The sequence below is a fragment of the Bradyrhizobium sp. CCBAU 53415 genome (genome assembly GCF_028128735.1).
Classification (GTDB): domain Bacteria; phylum Pseudomonadota; class Alphaproteobacteria; order Rhizobiales; family Xanthobacteraceae; genus Bradyrhizobium.
In genome coordinates, this window is the sequence record NZ_LBJF01000001.1 from 98,110 (window position 1) to 118,913 (window position 20,804).

Here is a 20,804-nt window from a genome sequence, read left to right on the forward strand (position 1 = left end):
ATAGTGAGCCTAGCAACGCCTGCGAGTTGGAGGCTCCTGATGCCCAGATGCCATGTTGGATGCCTCCTCCAGCAATATCCGCCTCATCCAGATGCTCGCCGGGTCGGTATTGTGGAACGCAGGCCACTGCACAGCCTCAGTGAATGTGGGCAGGGGGAGCGGTGGTTCGACGATCCGCAGTGGCATCCGCTTTTCAAAGTGTCTGGCAAGCCGTAGTGGCATTGTGCCGATACGGCTCGTGTCCAACAATATCGGCGGAATCAGGCTAAAGCCCTGCACAACGACCTCAATGCGTCTCTTGAGGCCGTGCTCAAGCAAAAACCATTCTTCTAGGTTTGGCCTCAGCGCCCGTCCGAACTTGGCCGCGACGTGCCCCAACGAACTGTATTTCTCGAACGTAAGCTGCCGCGATAACTGCTTGTTCGCGCGGCATCCCACGCATACGAGGGTCTCCTCGAACAGCGTCGCCTTAGGATGCGCGCTCGACATGAACAGTTCCGGCAGAATGAGAAAGTCGACCTCGCCCCGGCGGAGCAGCTCATCTGGTTCATCGGAAAATGGCAGCAATTCGAAGCGAACCGCGGGAGCTTCCAGTGCAATACGGTCCACAATTCTGCGAAAAAAGACGATTGTCATGAAATCGGAGAGAATGACCCTAAAGCGTCGGCTCGACTGAGTCGGGTCGAACACCTCGCGTGATATGATCGAGAGTTGGATGTGCAGCAGGGCCTCGCGAACCGGACCTGCAAGCGTCTCCGCACCAGGTGTAGGGACAAGCTCGCGACCTCTCATGGTAAACAATTCATCGCGGAAATAGGCGCGCAGCCGCGCGATCGCAGCGCTCATAGCGGGCTGGCTCAGGTTAATCTTGCGCGCCGCCGCTGTGAGGTTGCGCTCCATCATCAGAGCATCGAGCGCAACGAGAAGATTTAGATCAAGTCCCTTGAACCGCATGTTGTTGGTCTATCCATCGTGTGGATGTGTTCTATCGAAACAATCGATTTTACCAAATCACGGGATGTTGGATAGCAAACATCAGTTTGAAAAGTATCAGGCATACCACGATGGCTGTCGGTCGTTCACGCGGGCTCAGAGAACAACTCCTGGACGTGCGAGCAGCCGCCGCATGCGTTTCGAGAACGGCTATGGGCGCGCCGTGCGAGCCGCGTCGCTTCTTCTCGGTGCGAAGCGCGCTCGATCGGGACGTCAGGCGGATCTCGATAAACGTTGGTATGCGTGTTTCATCCGTTTCCATATTGGAGGTTTACCCGCGTACACTTGAGAGCGCGTTCAGCCGCATTCTAGTGTCGCGACATAGCGGCAGGCGCAGATTGCGGATGCCAAGTAATTCAGGCGACTCTCCAAATGGCTCGCCTGTCCACCGCATTCAGGGCGTGTCGAAGATGCATAAGAACCAGTACGATCTGATGCCGCTGCGATGCGCCATCTATGAGGCCCCGCGCATCGAAGGCCTGCCCTCAGACGTCAAGGCGTCGACAGCGATGCTGGACGAGGCGGAAAAGCTCCGTGGCGGTGCAGATAGGTTCTGGATAGTCCAATCGCCTCGCCGGCATCTTCCGGCATATTTCGCGCAGGACATTGGCCGGATGACGAGCGCGAACCATGCGATCGCTTCGTCGCGAGCGAAGGCGCAGGGCGCGGTGCATTCGAGAAGTGCCGCGCTCCGCCGGGTCAAAGCAGCGCATTTCACCGTTGACCAGCGCTTCGGCGACTAGCGAGCGCACGTGACCATCTCCGCTCTTAATTCCACTGGCAAGGAAGCCCGCCATGAACATTGCCGTATCCCCGACTGCGGAAGCTCCTTCTGCGCGTGCTCAAGTACAGTGGAGCCGTCGCTGGGAAAGCGAATTGCAGCTCACCGATCATGGCGAACTCGCCGAGTTCTTCCGGAAGAGTTACGGGCCGACCGGTGCGTTCAATGCGCAGCCATTTGAGGGCAACCGAAGTTGGGCCGGGGCGAGGCCTGAAGTCCGCATTATCGGTTACGACGCGCGCGGGGTAGCTGCTCATGTTGGGCTACTACGCCGCTTCATCAAGATTGGTGGGGTCGATCTACTCGTTGCCGAACTGGGGTTGTATGCGGTGCGTCCGGATCTCGAAGGGCTGGGAGTCAGCCACGCAATGCGCGTGACGTATCCGATACTGCATGAGCTTGGGGTTCCATTCGGCTTTGGTACGGTTCGGCCTGCGCTTGAGAAACATATGACCCGACTGGTCAAAAGGCAGGGGCTCGCCACCCTGATGTCTGGCATTCGCGTCCGCTCCACGCATCCGGATGTCTATCCCAATTTGTCGCCGATCCGCATCGAAGACGTGATCGTGGTGGTTTTCCCGGTTGGACGCTCGATAAGCGAGTGGCCGGCCGGGACGATCATCGATCGGAACGGGCCTGAGTTGTGAAAGAGCTTTTCCCCCTATCTGCTGTCCGTTGCGACTACGCTGACGTGAGCGGAAGTCGCCCCGTCTATTTGACCTTCGATGACGGGCCAAATCCATTTTGCACGCCAGAGGTGCTCGATGTGCTGGCGCAACATGGGATTCCGGCGACGTTCTTCGTGATCGGCACGTACGTGGCCGAACAACCTGAAGTCATTCGAAGAATGATCGCGGAAGGGCACGAGGTTGCGAACCACACGATGACGCATCCGGATCTATCCAGATGCGGACCAGCGGAGGTACGCGATGAAGTTCTGATGGGAAACGAGGCGATCCGTTCGGCGTGTCCGCATGCCTCACCCAGGCACATGCGAGCACCTTACGGCATGTGGACACAAGAGGTGCTCGCTGTGTCAGCGAGCGCTGGTCTCACAGCTGTGCACTGGTCGGTCGATCCGAGAGATTGGTCTCGCCCCGGGGTTGATAGAATTGTGAATTCAGTGCTGGCGGGCGTTCGCCCAGGTGCAATTGTGCTCCTGCACGACGGATATCCTCCTGATGAGGAGCGACCGTGCACTGATGCCACGCTGCGTGATCAGACCACGATGGCGCTGTCACATCTGATCCCGGCACTACAACGGCGCGGGTTTGTAATCCGTCCACTTCCTCAACTTCATTGAACAAAAACTGACACCCTATGGACCTGCTCGCTACAACCAGTGCCGTCGCTGTTTCGTCTTATGCGCTGCTCTCGACAATCTACAAGAGCGCGCAAGCGCTTTATGCCCAGCCGATGAATAACTCATCGCTGCAGGACAGCCCGGGACAATCGGAGGTCGTTCTTCCCAGTGTAGACGTCATTGTGCCGTGCTTCAACGAGGATCCGAACACGCTCGCCGAATGTCTGGAGTCGCTTGCGAGTCAAGACTACGCCGGAAAGCTACAGGTCTATGTGGTCGACGACGGATCTGCAAATCGCGACGTTATCGCCCCTGTACACAAAATCTATGCGAATGATCCGAGATTCAGCATCATCTTGCTGGCAAGCAACGTTGGAAAGCGCAAGGCGCAGATCGCCGCAATACGCAGCTCATCCGGGGACCTGGTGCTCAACGTCGATTCGGATACGATACTTGCTGCTGACGTTGTCACCAAGCTTGTATTCAAGATGCGTGACCCGGAAATCGGTGCGGCCATGGGTCAGTTGATAGCGAGCAATCGCAGCAAAACCTGGCTGACCAGGCTGATCGATATGGAATACTGGCTGGCGTGCAACGAAGAGCGCGCGGCACAGGCTCGTTTCGGTGCGGTCATGTGCTGCTGCGGCCCATGTGCTATGTATCGTCGCTCCGCGCTCGCTTTGCTGCTTGATCAATACGAAGCGCAATTCTTTCGCGGGAAGCCGAGCGATTTCGGCGAGGATCGCCATCTAACGATCCTCATGCTCAAGGCGGGATTTCGAACCGAATATGTCCCGGACGCGATCGCAGCAACGGTCGTCCCGGACAGCCTTGGGCCATATCTACGTCAGCAACTCCGTTGGGCGCGCAGTACCTTTCGGGACACGTTTCTTGCATTACGCCTGCTGCCAGAGCTCGATGGCTATCTGACGCTAGACGTTATCGGGCAAAATCTCGGCCCGTTGCTTCTCGCCCTTTCATCGCTGGCTGCGCTCGCGCAGCTCCTAATCGCAGGCTCTGTACCCTGGTGGACGGGAGTGACGATTGCAGCAATGACAATGGTCCGGTGCAGTGTGGCAGCCATTCGTGCTCGCGAAGTGCGGTTTCTCGGCTTCTCGCTCCACACACCGATCAATATCGTTTTCTTACTTCCTTTGAAGGCCTATGCGCTTTGTACATTGAGCAACAGCGATTGGCTATCGCGCAAGGTCACCAACGTGCCGGCCGTAGGGGAAAAGCAGCCTGTCGTCCTGCACCCGAGCGCTGGACGAAGTCCTGCAAATATAGGGGAACTGTGTAGTACGTTTTCGCACCGTCCATCGAGCCTAGCGGCGACGGAGAGTGTTTGCGGTCGCGATCGTTCGACTGCCTGCAAGTAGGTAATTGGCTCATGACCCTGGACGCAAACCATCAGCTATTAGAGCGAGAGTTGGCTGTCGACGATCCATGGCGCCTCGACAGTAGTTCATTCGAGCAGGAGCGATATGCGCAAATGCTCCGGATGTCGCGTTGCAACGGAGATGTTGCGTGTGCCCTCGAAGTAGGATGTGCAGCCGGTGCATTCACGGACATGCTGGCGCCGCTTTGCGAGCGACTCACGGTGGTCGATGTCATGCCGCAGGCGATCGAGCGAGCGCGACGACGGACCAGGAAGTGGTCACATATCACGTGGGTGACCTGCGACATTCAACGGTTCTCGACCACCGAGCAGTTCGATTTGATTGTAGTGGCCGAGGTTCTCTATTACCTCAAGGACATTGTCGAGATGCATGCGGCCATCCGCAACCTGGTGAGTATGCTTGCGCCAAATGGAGCTCTGATTTTCGGGTCCGCACGTGATGCCACATGTCAACGCTGGGGTCATGCTGCTGGTGCCGAAACGGTGATCGCTCTCTTCAAGAAGAGCCTATCGGAGGTGGAGCGTCTGCACTGCCACACCGAGTTGGTCAACGAAGACTGCTTGATCGTTCGGTTCCGGAAGCCGGGTCACTCGTCAGAACCATCAAACGTCGGTCACTAGGTTAGGGGGGCGTATGCGCATCTGCGGCATCAAATTAACACATGACGGTGCAATTGCTGTCGTCGAGGACGGGCGGCTTGTCTTTTGCACCGAGCAAGAGAAGCGCGGCAACAGTCCACGCTATCAATCCGTCGAGAATCTCGATGCAGTCGTGCTCGCCTTGGCGGAGCATGGCCTGGATCCGCGGGATATCGATCAGTTCGTCATCGACGGCTGGGATGGGGAGATTGAGTCGCAGTTCCAGGTCCTCAGTGGAGCTGTGCCGATTGCGCTGAAAGGGGCACCATATGTCGAGCGCCATGCTGAGGGCCTTCTTGATTCCGTCGACGGCTTTGGCCTGATCCTCGGCGGCAAGGTGTTTCCATATAAGAGCTACCCGCACGTCACGGGCCATGTCGCGTCAGCATATAGCACCAGTCCCTTTGCCAGCGCGGGAAAACCCGCGTTTTGTCTGGTATGGGATGGCTGCATCTTTCCACGTCTTTACTATGTCGAACCTCGGGGCGCACGGCTCATTGCATCCCTGTTTCCGATGATCGGCCATGCCTATGCTGCCGCGGGTCTTCACTTCGGACCTTACAGGCAGCCGAACCGCTCCAGTTGGGATTTGGGCATCGCCGGCAAGCTGATGGCTTACATCGCGCTTGGCTCTGTCGACGAAAGCATCGTGGCAGTGTTTCAGGAGCTCTATGAAAAGCGCTTCGCCGCTGACACGGAGCAGGCTCGTCGCTACCGCGCTGACATCAACAACGCGGAATCGTCTCTTGCAGCTATCCACGACTTCTTCGAGGCAAGCGCATTGCGCCTGACGGCCAAGCGAGCGGAGGACGTCCTTGCGTCGTTTCACGTGTTCGTGGAACGTCTTCTTGTCAAGGAAATGGCGATGGTTCTGCTTCGACACTCGTCGCTTCCGGGAGCACGAAATCTATGTATCGCCGGAGGCTGCGGTCTCAATATAAAGTGGAACAGCGCGCTTCGTGCGACGGGATTGTTCGATGATGTTTGGGTGCCGCCCTTTCCGAATGACAGCGGCTCGGCAATCGGCGCTGCTTGCGGCGCCATGGCGGCGCAAAATGGCTTCGGGCCATTGGAATGGTCAGTCTACAGTGGTCCGGCCCTGCAGGACAGCGAGCTTCCGCCGGAATGGGAGGCGGCGCCGTGCAGTCTGCGTGATCTTGCGGCGATTCTCGCCGACGACAAGCCTGTCATCTTCCTTTCCGGGCGCGCCGAGCTTGGGCCGCGGGCGTTGGGCGGCAGAAGCATTCTTGCAGCCCCAAGCTCCCCGGCAATGAAAGATCATCTCAACGACATCAAGCGTCGCGAGCACTTCCGACCGGTGGCGCCGATTTGTCTGGAGGATCGGGCGCCGGAGATCTTCAGCCCAGGCACGCCAGATCCTTACATGCTGTTCGATCACCAGACCCGGGCGGAATGGCGCGATAAGATCCCCGCTGTGGTCCATCTTGACGGCTCGGCGCGCCTGCAGACAATTTCCCGCAACTCTCCGCACCAAATCGCCGCGCTTCTCGTCGAATTTGAGCAACTCACGGGCATTCCGCTGCTCTGCAACACGAGCGCCAACCTCCACGGACGCGGATTCTTCCCGGATGCTGCGGCGGCCTGCCAATGGGGGCGTGTCGAGCATGTGTGGTGCGACGGCGTGCTCTGGACCAAAACGGCCGTCAAGAAGCCATCGTCTGCGGAACGACTTCTGTCAGCCTAAGATGAACATGTCCACTGTAGCGATCGACCTTGCCGGCGTGAAAAAGTCATTTGGCGACAAGGTCATCGTCAATGAACTGTCGTTCTCGGTTGCGCGCGGAGAATGCTTCGGCCTGCTTGGGCCAAATGGAGCTGGCAAGAGTACGATTGCGCGTATGCTCCTCGGCATGATTTCGTCGGACGCAGGCAAGATTACGGTCCTCAATGAGCCTGTGCCTTCCCGCGCTCGTGTGGCGCGTGTGCGCATCGGCGTCGTGCCGCAGTTCGATAACCTTGAACTCGAGTTCACTGTGCGAGAGAATCTGCTTGTGTTTGGCCGCTATTTCGGCATGAGCGCTCGCAAGATCGAGGCGATCGCGCCCTCGCTGCTCGAGTTTGCGCGCCTCGAAAGCAAGGCGGACACGCGCGTCTCTGAGTTGTCCGGTGGCATGAAACGGCGGCTGACGCTGGCGCGGGCGCTAATCAATGACCCGCATCTGCTCGTGATGGACGAGCCGACGACTGGTTTGGATCCGCACGCCCGTCACCTGATTTGGGAACGTCTGCGAGTTCTGCTTGGGCGGGGCAAGACGATTCTCTTGACCACTCACTTCATGGAAGAGGCCGAACGCTTGTGCGATCGGCTGTGTGTCCTCGAGGGTGGACGCAAGATCGCCGAAGGCAAGCCAGACGACCTGATCGATGAGCATATTGGCTGCAACGTGATCGAAATCTATGGGGGTGATCCACATCAGCTCTGCGAGCTGATCAAGCCGTATGCGCGGCGCGTCGAAGTGAGTGGAGAGACGCTCTTTTGTTATGCGCCATATCCGGAGCAGGTGCGCGAGCAACTGCGTGGGCATGCGAGCCTTCGTATTCTGCAGCGCCCCCCGAATCTCGAAGACGTGTTTTTGCGGCTGACCGGGCGCGAGATGGAGAAGTGAGCGATGGGTGAAAGTTATGCAGCGGTGATGCCCGCTAACGCGTACAACTGGATCGCGGTATGGCGTCGGAACTTCCTCGCATGGAAGAAAGTCGCACTTGCATCGATTCTCGGCAACCTCGCAGATCCTCTAACCAATCTGTTTGGCCTCGGCTTTGGCCTTGGACTGATCCTGGGGCGCGTCGAGGGCACGTCGTACATCGCGTTTCTGGCGGCTGGTATGGTCGCGACCAGCGCCATGACGTCGGCGACCTTTGAAACCATGTATGCAGCCTTTGCACGCATGGACGCCAAGCGCACCTGGGAAGCAATTCTCTCTACTCAGCTCACGCTTGGCGATATCGTTCTGGGTGAACTGGTGTGGGCGGCCAGTAAGTCCGTTCTGGCCGGAACAGCGATCGGGATCGTCGCCGCCGCGCTCGGTTATGCATCATGGCCATCCATTCTCTATGCGATGCCAACAATCGCCCTTACTGGCCTTGTCTTCGCCAGCCTGGCGATGGTCGTCATATCCCTTGCGCCAAGTTACGATTACTTCGTGTTTTACCAGACACTTGTCCTCACTCCTATGGTGTTTCTGTGTGGCGTGGTCTTTCCGACAAGCCAACTGCCCGACTCATTTCGGCACTTCGTCGGCTTATTGCCGCTCGCACATTCGGTCGACCTTATTCGCCCAGCGATGCTTGAGCGCGGTGCCGACAGTGCTGCCCTGCACGTAGGTGCGCTCTGCGTTTACGCGGTTTTGCCCTTTTTCGCGTCGACAGCACTATTTCGGCGCCGCCTGCTGCGTTGACGTGAGTTGAGCGAAACGGAGAAGGTCAAATCGATGCAGTGTCACGATGCTTCTGCGGTAGCTCGGGAGTGACCTGGTCTATTAGAGCAGCTTCTGCAATGGCCTTAAAAGGCCGCGATCGAGCCAGGTCTACGGCCGCCTGTTCGGTCGATCGGTGTCGGACGCCAGCAGCCTTGCTTCTGAGCGCCTGTCGCTAGGCGCCGAGATGGACCTTGCAAAGTTGTGTTGTGCTGTCTGGCCCGCGCACCCGGCGGGGCGTGACTGTACACATTAGATCGGTGGGGCGGCAGTTAGCCTTCCCGTCATGATCAAAAATGGAGAACGGGATGTTGTGCCTGGGAGTGAGTGGCGGTCTTGATAGAATCTATGAAAGCTCTCCGGAGCTGCCGACTACATTTCTTCACGACGGCGCTGCGGTTCTTGTGCAGGATGGCCGCGTAATTGCTGCTGTCGAAGAGGAGCGCCTCAACCGCGTCAAGCACTCCAATAAGATCCCGAGCAATTCGATCCGATACTGCCTTTCGACCGCAGGAGTCTCGCTCGGCGAGATCGACCGTATCGCGTTCTACGCGACTGAAGCCTACTGCAAAACCATGCTCGAGCGTCTTTCTGTTTCTCAGCCCGTTCCGTTGGACCCCAAACTGTTGCTGCGGCAGCTGCTGGCACGGGAGTTCGGGGCCGAGATCGATCCATCCCGGCTTTCCTTCGTGAATCACCACGAAGCACATGCCGTGAGCGCGTTTGCAATGTCCGGGTTCGAGGAAAGTCTCGTTTTTACGATCGACGGCGGTGGCGATTTTCTCTCAGGCTTATTGGCGGTGGGGTCTGGTACCGAAATTGCGCGACTTGTAAGCTTCCCGGAACATAACTCCCTGGGGCTGTTCTATCTCGAGACGATCCGATATCTCGGCTACGGGTTGTTCGACGAGTACAAAGTGATGGGGCTTGCACCGTATGGTGATCCCGCTCGCTATCGCGAGCTCTTCGCGCAGTTCTACGAGTTGTTGGACAGCGGTGGCTATCGCGTTCACCTGGATCGAATCGGTCCGGCCCTGGTCAATAACATCCAGGTTCGGCGAAAAGGAATGCCATTCACCCAACAACATCGAGATGTCAGCGCTTCCCTGCAGGAAGCGCTTGAGCGGATCGTGTTTCACATCCTGCGCCACCATCGTGAAGCGACGGGCATGATACGCTTGTGCCTGGCTGGCGGGGTAGCCCATAATTGCACGCTGAACGGTAAGCTGCTTTATTCCGGGCTATTTGATGACATCTTTGTTCAACCCGCGGCGCATGACGCCGGTTGCGCACTCGGCGCTGCATTGATGGTATCAAGCGAGCTGGGGAGGCCAGCGCCACGCGAGCGACTGCCGGACGTTTATTGGGGGCCTGATCTCGGGAACGAGCAAGCCGTAGAGCATGAGCTCAACGCATGGTCAGGCCACCTCGACATTCAACGAAGTGATGACATAGCATCCAGTGCGGCAGACTGGATGGCAAATGGTGCTGTAATCGGCTGGGTTCAGGGCCGGTCTGAGTTCGGCCCACGTGCGCTCGGTAACCGCAGCATTCTTGCGGACCCGAGGCCTGCGGAAAACAAGGACCGCATCAACGCGATGGTCAAGAAGCGCGAGGGCTATCGCCCCTTTGCGCCATCTGTACTGGAGGAGGATGCGAGCGAGTTCTTTGAGCTGCCGGACGGCACGCGGCAGCTCCCCTTCATGAACTTCGTGGTTCGTGTGCGTGAAGCCAAGCGTAACGTGCTCGGTGCGATCACCCACGTTGATGGGACCGCTCGGCTGCAGACAGTATCGCGCAGGACAAACCCCACCTATTGGGATGTAATTAGTGCGTTCAAGAAGCGAACGGGCATTCCGATTCTTCTAAATACCTCATTTAACAACAATGCCGAGCCGATCGTGCAGTCCGTGTCAGATGCGATCACCACGTTCTTGACGACTGACCTGGACGGACTTGTTGTTGGCCCTTTCCTCGTCAGGAAGCGGCCAGCATCACTGCAGGATTGGAGTGCACTGGGCGTGTCATTGCCGCCGTATGCATCCCTTCATCGTGTTCGCTCCTACACAGCGCCGGATCGCCAGGAAACGGTCTGCGAGATCCGCACGGGACATTCCGCCCACTATAGTATGCGTATCTCGCATGAGCTTTTCGAGACTTTGATGCGGATCGAGGGCGAGGCGTCGCTTAGCTGTCTTTTCGACGCAACCATGCTGGACCAGGCCAAGCGTGAAGATCTCGTGAAGGAATTGCGGCTCGTGTGGGAGGTGCGGGGCGTTCGCCTGCATCCTCCGCGCGCTCGAGGGCACAATAAAGTGCAAAGCGAAACATAGCCCGAACTCATGAGCAATGGCCATGGCTATACCTGCATGTGAGCGAGCCAGGCCATCCGACGCACAAGGTGCCATCGGGCATCCGACCGAAATCGGGTGCGTCGACGTAACACCGCTGAAGAAAATACGTAAGCTGTTGAAAGAACGCGGCACACCAGGGATAACGCTGCTATGAAGTTCTACCGACGCAGCTCGCCGACACCGCGATTTCAGGCCATGGCATCGGACGAGATGATACGTGAGATGTCTGCAATGACGTCTCTTGTCCAAACTGGACCCCGGGAAGAGGCAATGCAGATGCTTAGCGGTTCGAGCAATGACCGGTTCGTAGTTTCCCGGCGACGTACGGGGCTCGGCGATTGCCTGTGGTCACTGGCGGCAGCCTGGCGTTTTGCAAAGCAGACGGGACGGACGCTAGTCATTGATTGGCGGGGATCTTGTTATCTCGATGAGCCATTTACCAATGCCTTTCCAGTCTTCTTCGAACCGGTTCAAGACATTGCCGGTGTGCGGGTGATTTGCGATGACGAGATCAACCAGTGCTCATTTCCGGGACCATTCTTCCCGACCTGGTGGAACAAGCCATCCATCGATTGCGTCTATCGCCCGGACCAGCAGATTTTCCGCGAACGCGACGAGCTCGATCAACTGTTCAAAAGTCAGAAAGATAGTGACGCTAATACGGTTGTGTGTGACGCCTGCCTGATGTGGCGCTGCGATCAGGAGGCCGAACGAGAAATCTTTCGGAGCATCAAGCCACGACCTGAAATTCAGGCTCGGATTGATGCTATCTATCGCGAGCACTTTGAACCGTACAGCGTAATCGGCATCCATGTCCGACATGGCAACGGCGAGGATATCATGGGGCATGCTCCCTACTGGGCTGACCCGGAGCGCGCCTTGCGACAGGTCTGTGATGCCATCGATAAGGCCAGGGCGTTACCCCAAGCAAAACCCGTGAGGGCTTTCCTGTGCACGGACAGCCCGCTCGTCCTTGAGAAGGTTTCGACTATATTTCCTGATGTCTTCACGATCCCAAAACGGTTCCAGGCACCTCAGGCCGGCCCATTGCACAACGCCGCGCTCGGAGCCGAGGGAGGCTTTTCCGCCCTGATCGATATGTATCTCCTTGCGCGCTGCGACACCGTGATCCGTTTTCCCCCGACGAGCGCCTTCACGCGCTATGCGCGTCTCTTTGCACCACGCGTTATAGAATTCGATTTGAACGATCCGAGCCGATTGATCCTGATTGAAGAAACCTCGCAAGAGCTCGTGGCTTCATGAAAGTCGTAGCCCGATTGATCGATGTGATTGCCGCGTTTTGCATCCAGCAGTATTGGCAGATCTCTTCGGGGCGGAAATCATGTGCCAAAAGTGATGCTCTGCCCCGAAGTTCCACCGGAGAACAGAACGACGCGGCGGCCGAATGTCTTCCGCTGAAGCTCAACGTCGACAACAATGACCTTAACGTGCCGCCGCCGCGTTAAACCGGCGGAACAAGTCAAAGTCTTCGCCTTGGGGGGATCCGCAAGTCGAAGCTGGTCGGTGGTCGATCGCGGATGAACACATCCAAAGGCTCTCCCTCCAGGCGGCCAGTTCCGTCGTGGCGGTCGGGCGCTCGCTGGTGCGGACGGGCGCTCTCGAGTTGCACTATTTTGGGGAAACATTCAGCACGCCAGGTCGTGGTCCGGAATCAATCCGCCCCGCGATGTGCCAGTGCTGGACATGGCAGAGCAGGGCGCGATGAAGTCAGCATCAAGTTGCCGGCGAATCTAACGTACAGAGCTGGTAACGTCAGTTTTCGAATTGACGCGGCTACTGGCCGCGGCCGCTATCCTGATCGTCGTTGCTTCGACGAGAGGCGCTGGCCTCCGCCGGCTCTTCCGGTTGGGCGATCAGCAAATAGAGCGCGGCTCGTAGCCGTGTCTTGACGCAGGCGAATGCGCTCGCTTCATTACGTAGCTGATGCACCATCACTGTCACAAAACAAACGCATCGCGTCTTGAACCCGCCAAGCATTCCGCGTGCGCGACATTAGGACGCAAAACGGAAGCGGATTTACCTGCATCGCCGTGGCCCAAATCCTGCTACGCGTGCGGCGCGCAACAGGACAGGAGGCGGGCGTGGGTCTCGATCTGCCAAATGACGATCTGATCAGAGGCTCGCTGCCCGAAACACATTTGGGTTGCCCCTTTCACGCCGATAAAGCCGGTGTTCATGGCGGAGAGCAGAAGGTGATGTTGCTCACCGGAGCATCGCGCGGAATTGGTCATGCCACTGCCAAGCTGTTCTCGGAGGCGGGCTGGCGCATCATTTCTTGCGCGCGCCAACCGTTCGACGGCGAGCGATGCCCCTGGGAGGCAGGGAACGAGGATCATGTCCAAATCGACCTCAGCAATCATCGAATGCTGCCGCGCGCGATCACCGAGGTCAAGAGACGCTTGGCCGGCGCACCTTTGCACGCGCTGGTGAATAATGCCGGTGTCTCGCCGAAAACACCCACTGGCGATCGGATGACGTCGTTGACGACGTCAACCGAGACCTGGATGAGGGTGTTCCATCTCAATCTGGTGGCCCCGATCCTGCTGGCGCAGGGTTTGTTTGACGAGCTAAGAGCCGGGTCAGGATCGATCGTGAATGTGACTTCGATCGCGGGCTCGCGGGTGCACCCGTTCGCCGGCAGCGCCTATGCGACCTCGAAAGCTGCGCTTGCGAGCCTCACACGCGAAATGGCCCATGATTATGCGCCGCATGGCATTCGCGTGAATGCGATCGCGCCGGGCGAAATCAGGACGGACATGTTATCGCCCGACACAGAAGCGCGTGTCGTGCCAAGTATCCCGTTGCGCAGAGTGGGAACCCCGGATGAAGTGGCCAAGGTCATCTTCTTCCTGTGCTCGGATGCGGCGAGCTATGTCACGGGGGCCGAGGTGCCGATCAACGGTGGGCAACATCTGTGAATCGGCCGGCCTTGGCGACAAAGATCGAGGATGTAGTGCAGGAAGATGTTGGCAAGGAGCGGGCTGATGCCCGCCCCTTGTGGCGTGCCCCTGTCCGTCTCTTGCTTCTCGCCGCTCTCAAGAACGCCGGAGCTGACTTGAGCTGCAGCAGCGGTACTTATGTTCTCCGCTGACGACGCGCACGCAATCCGCAAAAATGAATGAAGGCACACTGTAAGTTTACCGTCGTGCCATGGAAAGGTGTCACGGTTCTATGTCATCTCGTCAACACTTGGCGTTAGATCGAGAGTGACATGCAAAACGCAGCTCGCCAACCAGGACAAGGTACCAGGGAGGACGATCAAGACAACGGAGGCCGCCTCATGCTGGATATCCCTTCCTCACACGAAAGACCTGCCTCGCAACCTGAGCCCGAGGGTAAACTCTCGGGGGAGCCGTTGCGTGAGAGCGCGCTCACCGGCATCTTCGAAATATCGAAAATTCTTACCGCTCCTTGTCGGCTCGAAGTGACGTTGGCCAATGTTGTTGGTCTTCTGCAATCGTTTGTGCAGATGCGACACGGCATCGTCTCACTGTTCGACGACGACGGCATGCCGGACATTACAGTGGGCGCCGGCTGGAGCGAAGGTAGCGACGAACGTTACCGGATGCGACTGCCGCGGAACCCAATCGACCAGATCATCGCGACAGACAGGCCTCTTGTCGCCGAGAACGTGGCCGCCGAGCCGGTATTCAGCGCTGTCGACCGGGAAGTGCTCGGCGCCTCCGAGAATATGCCAGTGTCGTTCATCGGGGTTCCGATTCGCATTGATCCGAAGGTCGTGGGTACGCTGACGGTCGACCGCATCCGGGACGATAGGTCGAGTCACCGGCTCGAGTACGATGCGCGACTGCTCGCCATGATCGCCAACCTGGTGGGACAAACAGTGAAGTTACATCGCTTGTTCGCCTGCGATCGCGAACGACTGATGGCGGAGAAAGACCGGCTACAAAAGCAAGTACTGGAGCTCAGGCAACCCGCCCGGGAGCGCAAGAAGCTAGACGTCCATGGGATCATTGGCGACAGTCCGGCGCTGCGCGGGCTGCTCGAGAAGATCGCGGTTGTAGCCAGATCGAACAGCACGGTTCTGCTGCGTGGCGAATCCGGCACAGGAAAGGAACTCGTAGCCAAGGCCATTCACGAATCATCGTCCCGCGCCAGGCGCCCGTTCGTTAAGCTGAATTGCGCGGCGCTTCCTGAGACGGTTCTGGAATCCGAATTATTTGGTCATGAGAAAGGCGCCTTTACCGGTGCGTTCAGCTCGCGCAAGGGACGCTTCGAACTTGCTGACAAAGGAACGCTTTTTCTTGACGAGATCGGCGAGATCTCAGCTCCGTTCCAGGCGAAGTTGCTGCGCGTTCTGCAAGAGCAGGAGTTCGAGCGCGTCGGCAGCAACCAGACTATTAAGGTCGATGTTCGAGTCATAGCTGCGACCAACAAGAACCTTGAAGAGGCTGTCGCAAGGAGCGAGTTCCGCGCGGACCTTTACTATCGCATCAGCGTAGTTCCCTTACTGTTGCCACCGCTGCGCGAAAGACGCAGTGATATTCCGCTGCTTGCCAGGGAGTTCCTCAGAAATTTCAATAACGAGAACGGCCGTACTCTGACGTTGGAGGCGAGTGCGATCGATGTACTGATGACCTGCGGCTTTCCGGGAAATGTCCGCGAACTCGAAAACTGCATCGAGCGGACAGCGACGCTGTGCGCCGGATCATCGATCGTGAGAAGTGACTTTGCATGCTGCCACGGCCAGTGCCTTTCCGCGATGCTGTGGAAAAGCACGTCGGACGAGAGGAAAGACCAGCCCGCACCCATGCCACCGGTGCCCGCAAAATCCATCATGCCGCTAGCTGAAGCGACCCAGCCGGTCCAGTCTGTCGGCGGCGAACTGGCCTCACTGGGGCCCCCCGGCACAGTTCTCGTTAGTGGCGCGAAGATGGCCGATCGCGAACGGGTCATTGCGGCCATGGAGAAATCTGGCTGGGTGCAGGCAAAAGCAGCGCGCCTGCTAGGACTAACGCCGCGCCAGATTGGCTATGCGCTGAGGAAATATGGAATCGAGATAAAGCGGTTCTGAACGACGACATCGGTCGGAACAGCTACTGCCAAATAGCTATACGAGGACGATCTCCGATAGGCAATCTCATCGCAATCTGAAGGGAATGCGTCCGCCCTCGGCGGCGACTTGGCCCCGAGCGAAACCACCCCGCCCGCTTGCGAGGCTGCTGTGCCGTTCGGCGTCAAGCCAACGCTGACCGGAATGCTCGAAAGGCGGGCTCACCTGGTTCGGTGAGAGATGGACTTGCGCGCTCATGACATGCAGAGCGTCACCTGCGGACCATGCAATCGCGAATTGCTCGACATCTAACAAGCTATCATGCCTGTCCGTCGATCAAGCTCGCACTAGTAAGCGGTAATGCCGCCCGCTCGTGATTAGCAGCAGTAATCTGTCGCAAGCTGTCCTGGCGTCACTCAGCTGGCGTGCCCTGCGGAACAGCGCTGTCGCAGCCCTCACTTGTGTCGGCATTCGTTCGTCAGGAAAAGCGGGCTAGAGGGGCGCATCACCCGATCTAAGCCTCTGATGGCAAGCCAATTCCAAAGGGGCGGCGATGGTACAACATTTGCTGTTCTCCTCGCAGCTGTCGCAACTTTTGGAGCAACACCGTGCACAATGTCGTCTGCATCAAACAGGTTCCGGACTCGGCGCAGATCCGCGTGCACCCCGTGACCAATACAATCATGCGTCAGGGAGTGCCGACCATCATCAACCCATATGACCTCTTCGCGCTGGAGGCAGCGCTGGAGCTGCGCGATCGGTTCGGGGGCGAAATTACCGTGCTTACAATGGGACCGCCATCGGCGGAAGATTCCTTACGAAAGGCGCTGACTTATGGCGCCGATCGCGCCGTCCTACTCACCGATCGCCTCTTTGCGGGCTCCGACACCCTGGCCACAACGTATGCACTTGCAACAGCCATCCGAAAAATTGGTAAGGAGTATGGCCCGACAAACCTCATCTTCACGGGAAAGCAGACCATCGACGGCGATACGGCGCAGGTTGGGCCCGGTATCGCAAAACGGCTGGGCGTACTACAGCTAACTTACGTTGCGAAGGTCAGATCCTTAGATCTCGCCGCCCATACAATTGAAGCGGAACGACGCTCCGAAGGTGGTGTTCAGGTGCTGCACACGAAGCTGCCTTGTCTCATCACTATGCTGGAGGCAACGAATCAGATTCGGCGGGGCGCGATGGCGGATGCCTTGCGTGCTGCGCGTGCCCCAATCGTGAAATGGAGCGCGCACGATGCCGGTATCGAAGACGTCTCCAAATGCGGTCTCAAGGGATCGCCGACAGTCGTCAAGCGAGTGTTCGCTCCCTCTGCGCGGGCTGAGAAGGCGGCGCTGGTTGAGGCCGCCGAGCAACCGGCGCAGGCGTTGATAGACGCTATTTTCAAGCATCAACCGAAGCTCGAAGCCGATCTTGCGGCACTTGTGCGTGACGCTTGATCTGGAGAGCCCTGGCAACGATAGATCGAAACGGTCCAAGGATGTACCAACGCCAAGGGGCACCCGCGTCCAGTGAGCGCTCAAGATGTAGCTACGCACCTCAGCCCGCGACCAGCGCGTTCTGGTCCATGGCGTTCTTCGATTGCTCGCGATCACCTGGGACTACGCTTGTTCCGTAGACCACGTTATGGGCTCGATCGATGCCCGGAGCTGGCCGCGATTGCCAGGCGCATCGACAAAGGGTGCGCATGCGTTGCGTCCAGATCCCACTGTATGGTCGTGTTCGACGGCGTTGAGGCAACTGCTTCGCCGTAGTTGTCACGAACGAAGACGGAGCACGTCAGCGACCGGGACCACCATGCTAGCGCGATGCCGTTAAACGCCCAAAGCTCTGTCGCGCTGTTCAGGCCAAAACCCACCTATGTGGCACCTCCCGGGCAATCTCTACCCATTTTGAGTGGCGGCTTGCTGTTCGCTGTTTGGTTTCTGACGGCGGTGCAAAGCCTGTCAGGTTCAATACACTTGGTGTAAGGAGTCGGTCACGGGCGCTGTGTCAACGTATTCAGAATCTTATGGAGTGAGTGCACGAGTTGGCACGGTGATTGCTGTAACGGTCCTAGAACACAGCTTGGTGGTGGTACTCGTGAACGCGAAAACTAGCGGCGGTCTCTTTGAGACGGTCGTGCCGGCCAGCAGCCAGCATTTCGCGAAGCTTGGGGCCGAAGGCTCAAGAGCCCGGTAGATGCGAGTGGTTCTTGCAATGCTGTACCAAGCTCAAAGCGGTTCGATGAACTGGCAGGAGCAGCAACCGCGATGGCTCGATCCATTCACGACAGATCGCGAAAGCTGGAAGCGCCCCGGGACAACCAGACACGCCACTCCCGCATGTGACGTTAGCCTGCCGATGGCGTGCGCGGCGCAATATCTCACCACGACTCTGCAAGGGAATGCTGGCCGGGCCGGGCATTCGCGGCATCGGACTTTTCGTGGACCGGAATCCGTCTGGATCGCCGCTGCTCAATTTATGAACGCGTTCGCTTCGATACGCGTGTGCAGGACTGAGCATGCCGCTGTGTGCTACCGCAAAGCTGGCCACGAAGAAGTTCGCCTGGCTGATGAACGCGATCATAAGCCCATCGAAACCAACGTACTCGCGGCAGCCAATCGTTGGCCCGGACACGAAGTTGCTTCGTCAAGGACCGTTCTCTCCTCATCGCCAGGGGTCAAATGACATCTCAAGCGTCTCGATTTATACCGGATCAACCTCCGCAGATATCCTGCGAGTATTTAACTGAGCAAGCGCGAGCTCTGTTCGGCCCGCATCCGTTCGGTGCGGAGATGTCCCAGGACCAGGTCGCTAGCCTGCTGCCTGAATATCTGGCGATGTCACAGGCGTTCCCGTACCTGCAGGCGGGGTCGCAAAAGGATCTCATATTCGATGCAATGAACCACAATCGAGATATTGCGAGGGACATTGAACTGACCAGCGTGGTCGCAAATTTCATCTGTTGGGATGAGACGGGTGGTTATGGCCAAATTCTCCAGGGCGGCAAGGCGGCGTTACCCGATATTCTGGTGACTGAAAACTTCCACTCGAACTTGTTTAGAAAGGATGCGTCGCAACTACTCGGCAGAGCAATACGGCCCAATTACAGCGCCACGACGAAGCGGTACCTGCATTCTCTCTATGCCGGATTGTCATCGAAAGACCCCTTGGTGCGTTGCGCCTACATGGTCGCTTTTGAGCTACATGCTGCGGACATGATCCAGTCGCTATGGACCACTCTGGTCAAAACCTTTAAGGCGCGGTCCGACGATCTTGAGTACTTCCGCAGCCATGTCGGCGGAGAAGATCCCGCGGAGAAGTATCACGGAGAAATGACAAGCCGGCTGATTGGCGAACTTGTCCCGGCTGGCCGTAATGATCGCTTTTTGGATGAATTCGATCGAGCCTATCGGCTCAGCTTACAATGGTGCCGCGATCTGCTCCGAATTGTCTCACTTGAGAGATATAATCACTCGGAGATCGAACACCATGGCCGTTGTCATTGTGGTTCTGTCAAGTTCTACGTCCGAGCGCCGCGAGAGCTCTCTGCAGTTCGATGCAATTGCTCAATCTGCCAAATGTCTGGATTTCTGCACTTGCTCGTACCTGGCAATAAGCTTGGCATTGAGTGCGGCGAAGAATTCCTCACGGCGTACCAGTTCAACAAGAACATCGCTCGGCACACGTTTTGCCGGGTTTGTGGCGTAAAGCCATTCTATAGGCCGCGGTCGAACCCCTCCGGATTCAGCGTAAATATTCGATGCCTGGATAACAGGACCATCGAACGCATAACAATAAGCGAGTTCGATGGCGAGCATTGGGAGCAAGCATTCCGCTCGATGCACCAGGACCTGGAGTCCTGCGTCGAAGATCAAAACCCTGGAGTGAACTCGAATGGCGCGCGCAATGAATCATAAATCCCGCCTGCTTTCAGAAGAAGCTTTGACAAAATACCGCATAGAGCTGTTGGTGAAGGGGACGGTCGTGATCGGCCCCCAGATATTGTTCACCCAAGATGACTTGGCCAAGATCGATCAGCTGCAGGCTAAGATTCCCGAAGAAGAAGTGAGGGAGGGAGATGCCGGCGACTCGCACAATGTTTTCGTCAAACGCGTGAGGGTAGACCCGCCCGGCCGCGCTCCTAGCGACGCGAGTGGTGCAGCTCCAGGGCAGATCATGGAACTACTTGAAAGGAAAGACCGCAGCTTCGCGCTCAAAAAGATTTTGGGAGCCACGTCAGATTACGTGATTCGCCGATGCCAAATGCATCGGATGCCCCCTGGTTCCTTTGTTGGCATTCATCTGGATGCTGCGAGCGACCCGGATTTCGAGTACTCGGTGATTGTGCAGCTGGCGAGGGACTTCGAGGGGGGTGAGTTCGTGGTATATCCAAGCGGGTACGAACACCAGGTATTCCGACCGCCATTTGGCGCCGTGCTTGTCACCACATGTAAGCTCCAGCATGAGGTGAAGCCTGTGCTGACCGGCGAGCGCCGATCGCTGGTCTACTTCTGTTCAAAACGCAGCGGCGCAAACCGCCGGATCATCGAAAACTCGACCGCTGGCCTATGAGGTGAGGTGACTGAAATGGCTTTCGAATGGTAACGGGTGAGCTCTCAAGAGAGGGTGGTAGCTTGGCCATCTTGTGCTCAGACTGTCCCTCGCAAAGGCAGCCACAAGGCCGGTCGGAAGCCACGGCTAGCCTTGATGCCTGTAAAGGCCACCACGCGTAATCCGAGCGCAGGTTGCTCAGAGTAGTTGTGGCAAGTCATCGTCGCTGCGTCAAACCGGGAGGCGTGTCGCCGCGCGCGATGGTAGACTCGCGTTGCGCGCGCTGCTGCTCGATCGGCCCCGGGCGAGCCGCGC

General features: G+C 57.9%; 17 protein-coding genes. 16 read left to right on the top strand and 1 reads right to left on the bottom strand.

Going from position 1 to position 20,804, the window contains the following annotated elements; translation table 11 throughout:
• Positions 1 to 9: 9 nt before the first annotated feature.
• Positions 10 to 954 carry a transcriptional regulator NodD1 gene (nodD1, locus tag XH87_RS00365; RefSeq protein ID WP_271585731.1) on the bottom strand — a complete coding sequence of 315 codons (945 nt, stop codon included), beginning with the start codon at positions 952 to 954 and terminating at the stop codon, positions 10 to 12.
• Between the two features lie 191 nt (positions 955 to 1,145).
• Here nodD1 and XH87_RS00370 point away from each other — a divergent pair, with 191 nt between their 5' ends.
• The 16 genes from XH87_RS00370 to XH87_RS00445 all read left to right on the top strand — a co-directional run bounded on the left by XH87_RS00370 (position 1,146) and on the right by XH87_RS00445 (position 20,510).
• A complete protein-coding gene (locus XH87_RS00370) occupies positions 1,146 to 1,736 on the top strand; it encodes a NodY (RefSeq protein ID WP_271585732.1) in 591 nt (196 codons plus the stop codon).
• Between the two features lie 52 nt (positions 1,737 to 1,788).
• A complete protein-coding gene (locus XH87_RS00375; RefSeq protein ID WP_271585733.1) occupies positions 1,789 to 2,421 on the top strand; it encodes a NodA family N-acyltransferase in 633 nt (210 codons plus the stop codon).
• A complete protein-coding gene (gene nodB, locus XH87_RS00380; protein WP_271585734.1) occupies positions 2,418 to 3,077 on the top strand; it encodes a chitooligosaccharide deacetylase NodB in 660 nt (219 codons plus the stop codon). The genes XH87_RS00375 and nodB overlap by 4 nt, the downstream gene beginning before the upstream one ends.
• Before the next feature lie 17 nt (positions 3,078 to 3,094).
• Positions 3,095 to 4,456: a chitooligosaccharide synthase NodC gene (nodC, locus tag XH87_RS00385; RefSeq protein ID WP_271585735.1), complete on the top strand. Its 1,362-nt coding sequence runs from the start codon at positions 3,095 to 3,097 to the stop codon at positions 4,454 to 4,456.
• A gap of 11 nt (positions 4,457 to 4,467) precedes the next feature.
• Positions 4,468 to 5,097, top strand: coding sequence for a nodulation methyltransferase NodS (gene nodS, locus XH87_RS00390; RefSeq protein WP_271585736.1), 630 nt, complete (start codon positions 4,468 to 4,470; stop codon positions 5,095 to 5,097).
• A gap of 13 nt (positions 5,098 to 5,110) precedes the next feature.
• A complete protein-coding gene (gene nodU, locus XH87_RS00395) occupies positions 5,111 to 6,820 on the top strand; it encodes a nodulation protein NodU (RefSeq protein ID WP_271585737.1) in 1,710 nt (569 codons plus the stop codon).
• 1 nt (position 6,821) lies between these two features.
• Positions 6,822 to 7,742, top strand: a complete 921-nt coding sequence (nodI, locus tag XH87_RS00400) for a nodulation factor ABC transporter ATP-binding protein NodI (protein WP_271585738.1) — start codon at positions 6,822 to 6,824, stop codon at positions 7,740 to 7,742.
• 3 nt (positions 7,743 to 7,745) lie between these two features.
• Positions 7,746 to 8,534, top strand: a complete 789-nt coding sequence (locus tag XH87_RS00405) for an ABC transporter permease (RefSeq protein ID WP_271585739.1) — start codon at positions 7,746 to 7,748, stop codon at positions 8,532 to 8,534.
• 326 nt (positions 8,535 to 8,860) lie between these two features.
• On the top strand, positions 8,861 to 10,885 hold the full coding sequence (locus XH87_RS00410) for a carbamoyltransferase family protein (protein ID WP_271585740.1): 2,025 nt from the start codon (positions 8,861 to 8,863) through the stop codon (positions 10,883 to 10,885).
• A gap of 171 nt (positions 10,886 to 11,056) precedes the next feature.
• Positions 11,057 to 12,169 carry a nodulation protein NodZ gene (locus XH87_RS00415; RefSeq protein WP_271585741.1) on the top strand — a complete coding sequence of 371 codons (1,113 nt, stop codon included), beginning with the start codon at positions 11,057 to 11,059 and terminating at the stop codon, positions 12,167 to 12,169.
• Entirely contained in the window at positions 12,166 to 12,372 is a 207-nt protein-coding gene (locus XH87_RS00420; protein ID WP_271585742.1) for a hypothetical protein, read from the top strand. Before XH87_RS00415 ends, XH87_RS00420 begins: the two co-directional genes overlap by 4 nt.
• A 636-nt stretch (positions 12,373 to 13,008) precedes the next feature.
• The gene (locus tag XH87_RS00425; protein ID WP_271585743.1) at positions 13,009 to 13,845 is read left to right on the top strand and encodes an SDR family NAD(P)-dependent oxidoreductase; all 837 of its coding nucleotides are present in this window, start codon (positions 13,009 to 13,011) and stop codon (positions 13,843 to 13,845) included.
• A gap of 362 nt (positions 13,846 to 14,207) precedes the next feature.
• Complete coding sequence (gene nifA / locus XH87_RS00430) at positions 14,208 to 15,962, top strand: nif-specific transcriptional activator NifA (RefSeq protein ID WP_271585744.1); 1,755 nt, start codon at positions 14,208 to 14,210, stop codon at positions 15,960 to 15,962.
• 587 nt (positions 15,963 to 16,549) lie between these two features.
• A complete protein-coding gene (locus XH87_RS00435) occupies positions 16,550 to 17,392 on the top strand; it encodes an electron transfer flavoprotein subunit beta/FixA family protein (protein ID WP_271585745.1) in 843 nt (280 codons plus the stop codon).
• 1,338 nt (positions 17,393 to 18,730) lie between these two features.
• The gene (locus XH87_RS00440; protein ID WP_271585746.1) at positions 18,731 to 19,855 is read left to right on the top strand and encodes a GFA family protein; all 1,125 of its coding nucleotides are present in this window, start codon (positions 18,731 to 18,733) and stop codon (positions 19,853 to 19,855) included.
• Entirely contained in the window at positions 19,833 to 20,510 is a 678-nt protein-coding gene (locus tag XH87_RS00445; protein ID WP_271585747.1) for a 2OG-Fe(II) oxygenase, read from the top strand. Before XH87_RS00440 ends, XH87_RS00445 begins: the two co-directional genes overlap by 23 nt.
• The last annotated feature ends 294 nt before the right edge of the window (positions 20,511 to 20,804 follow it).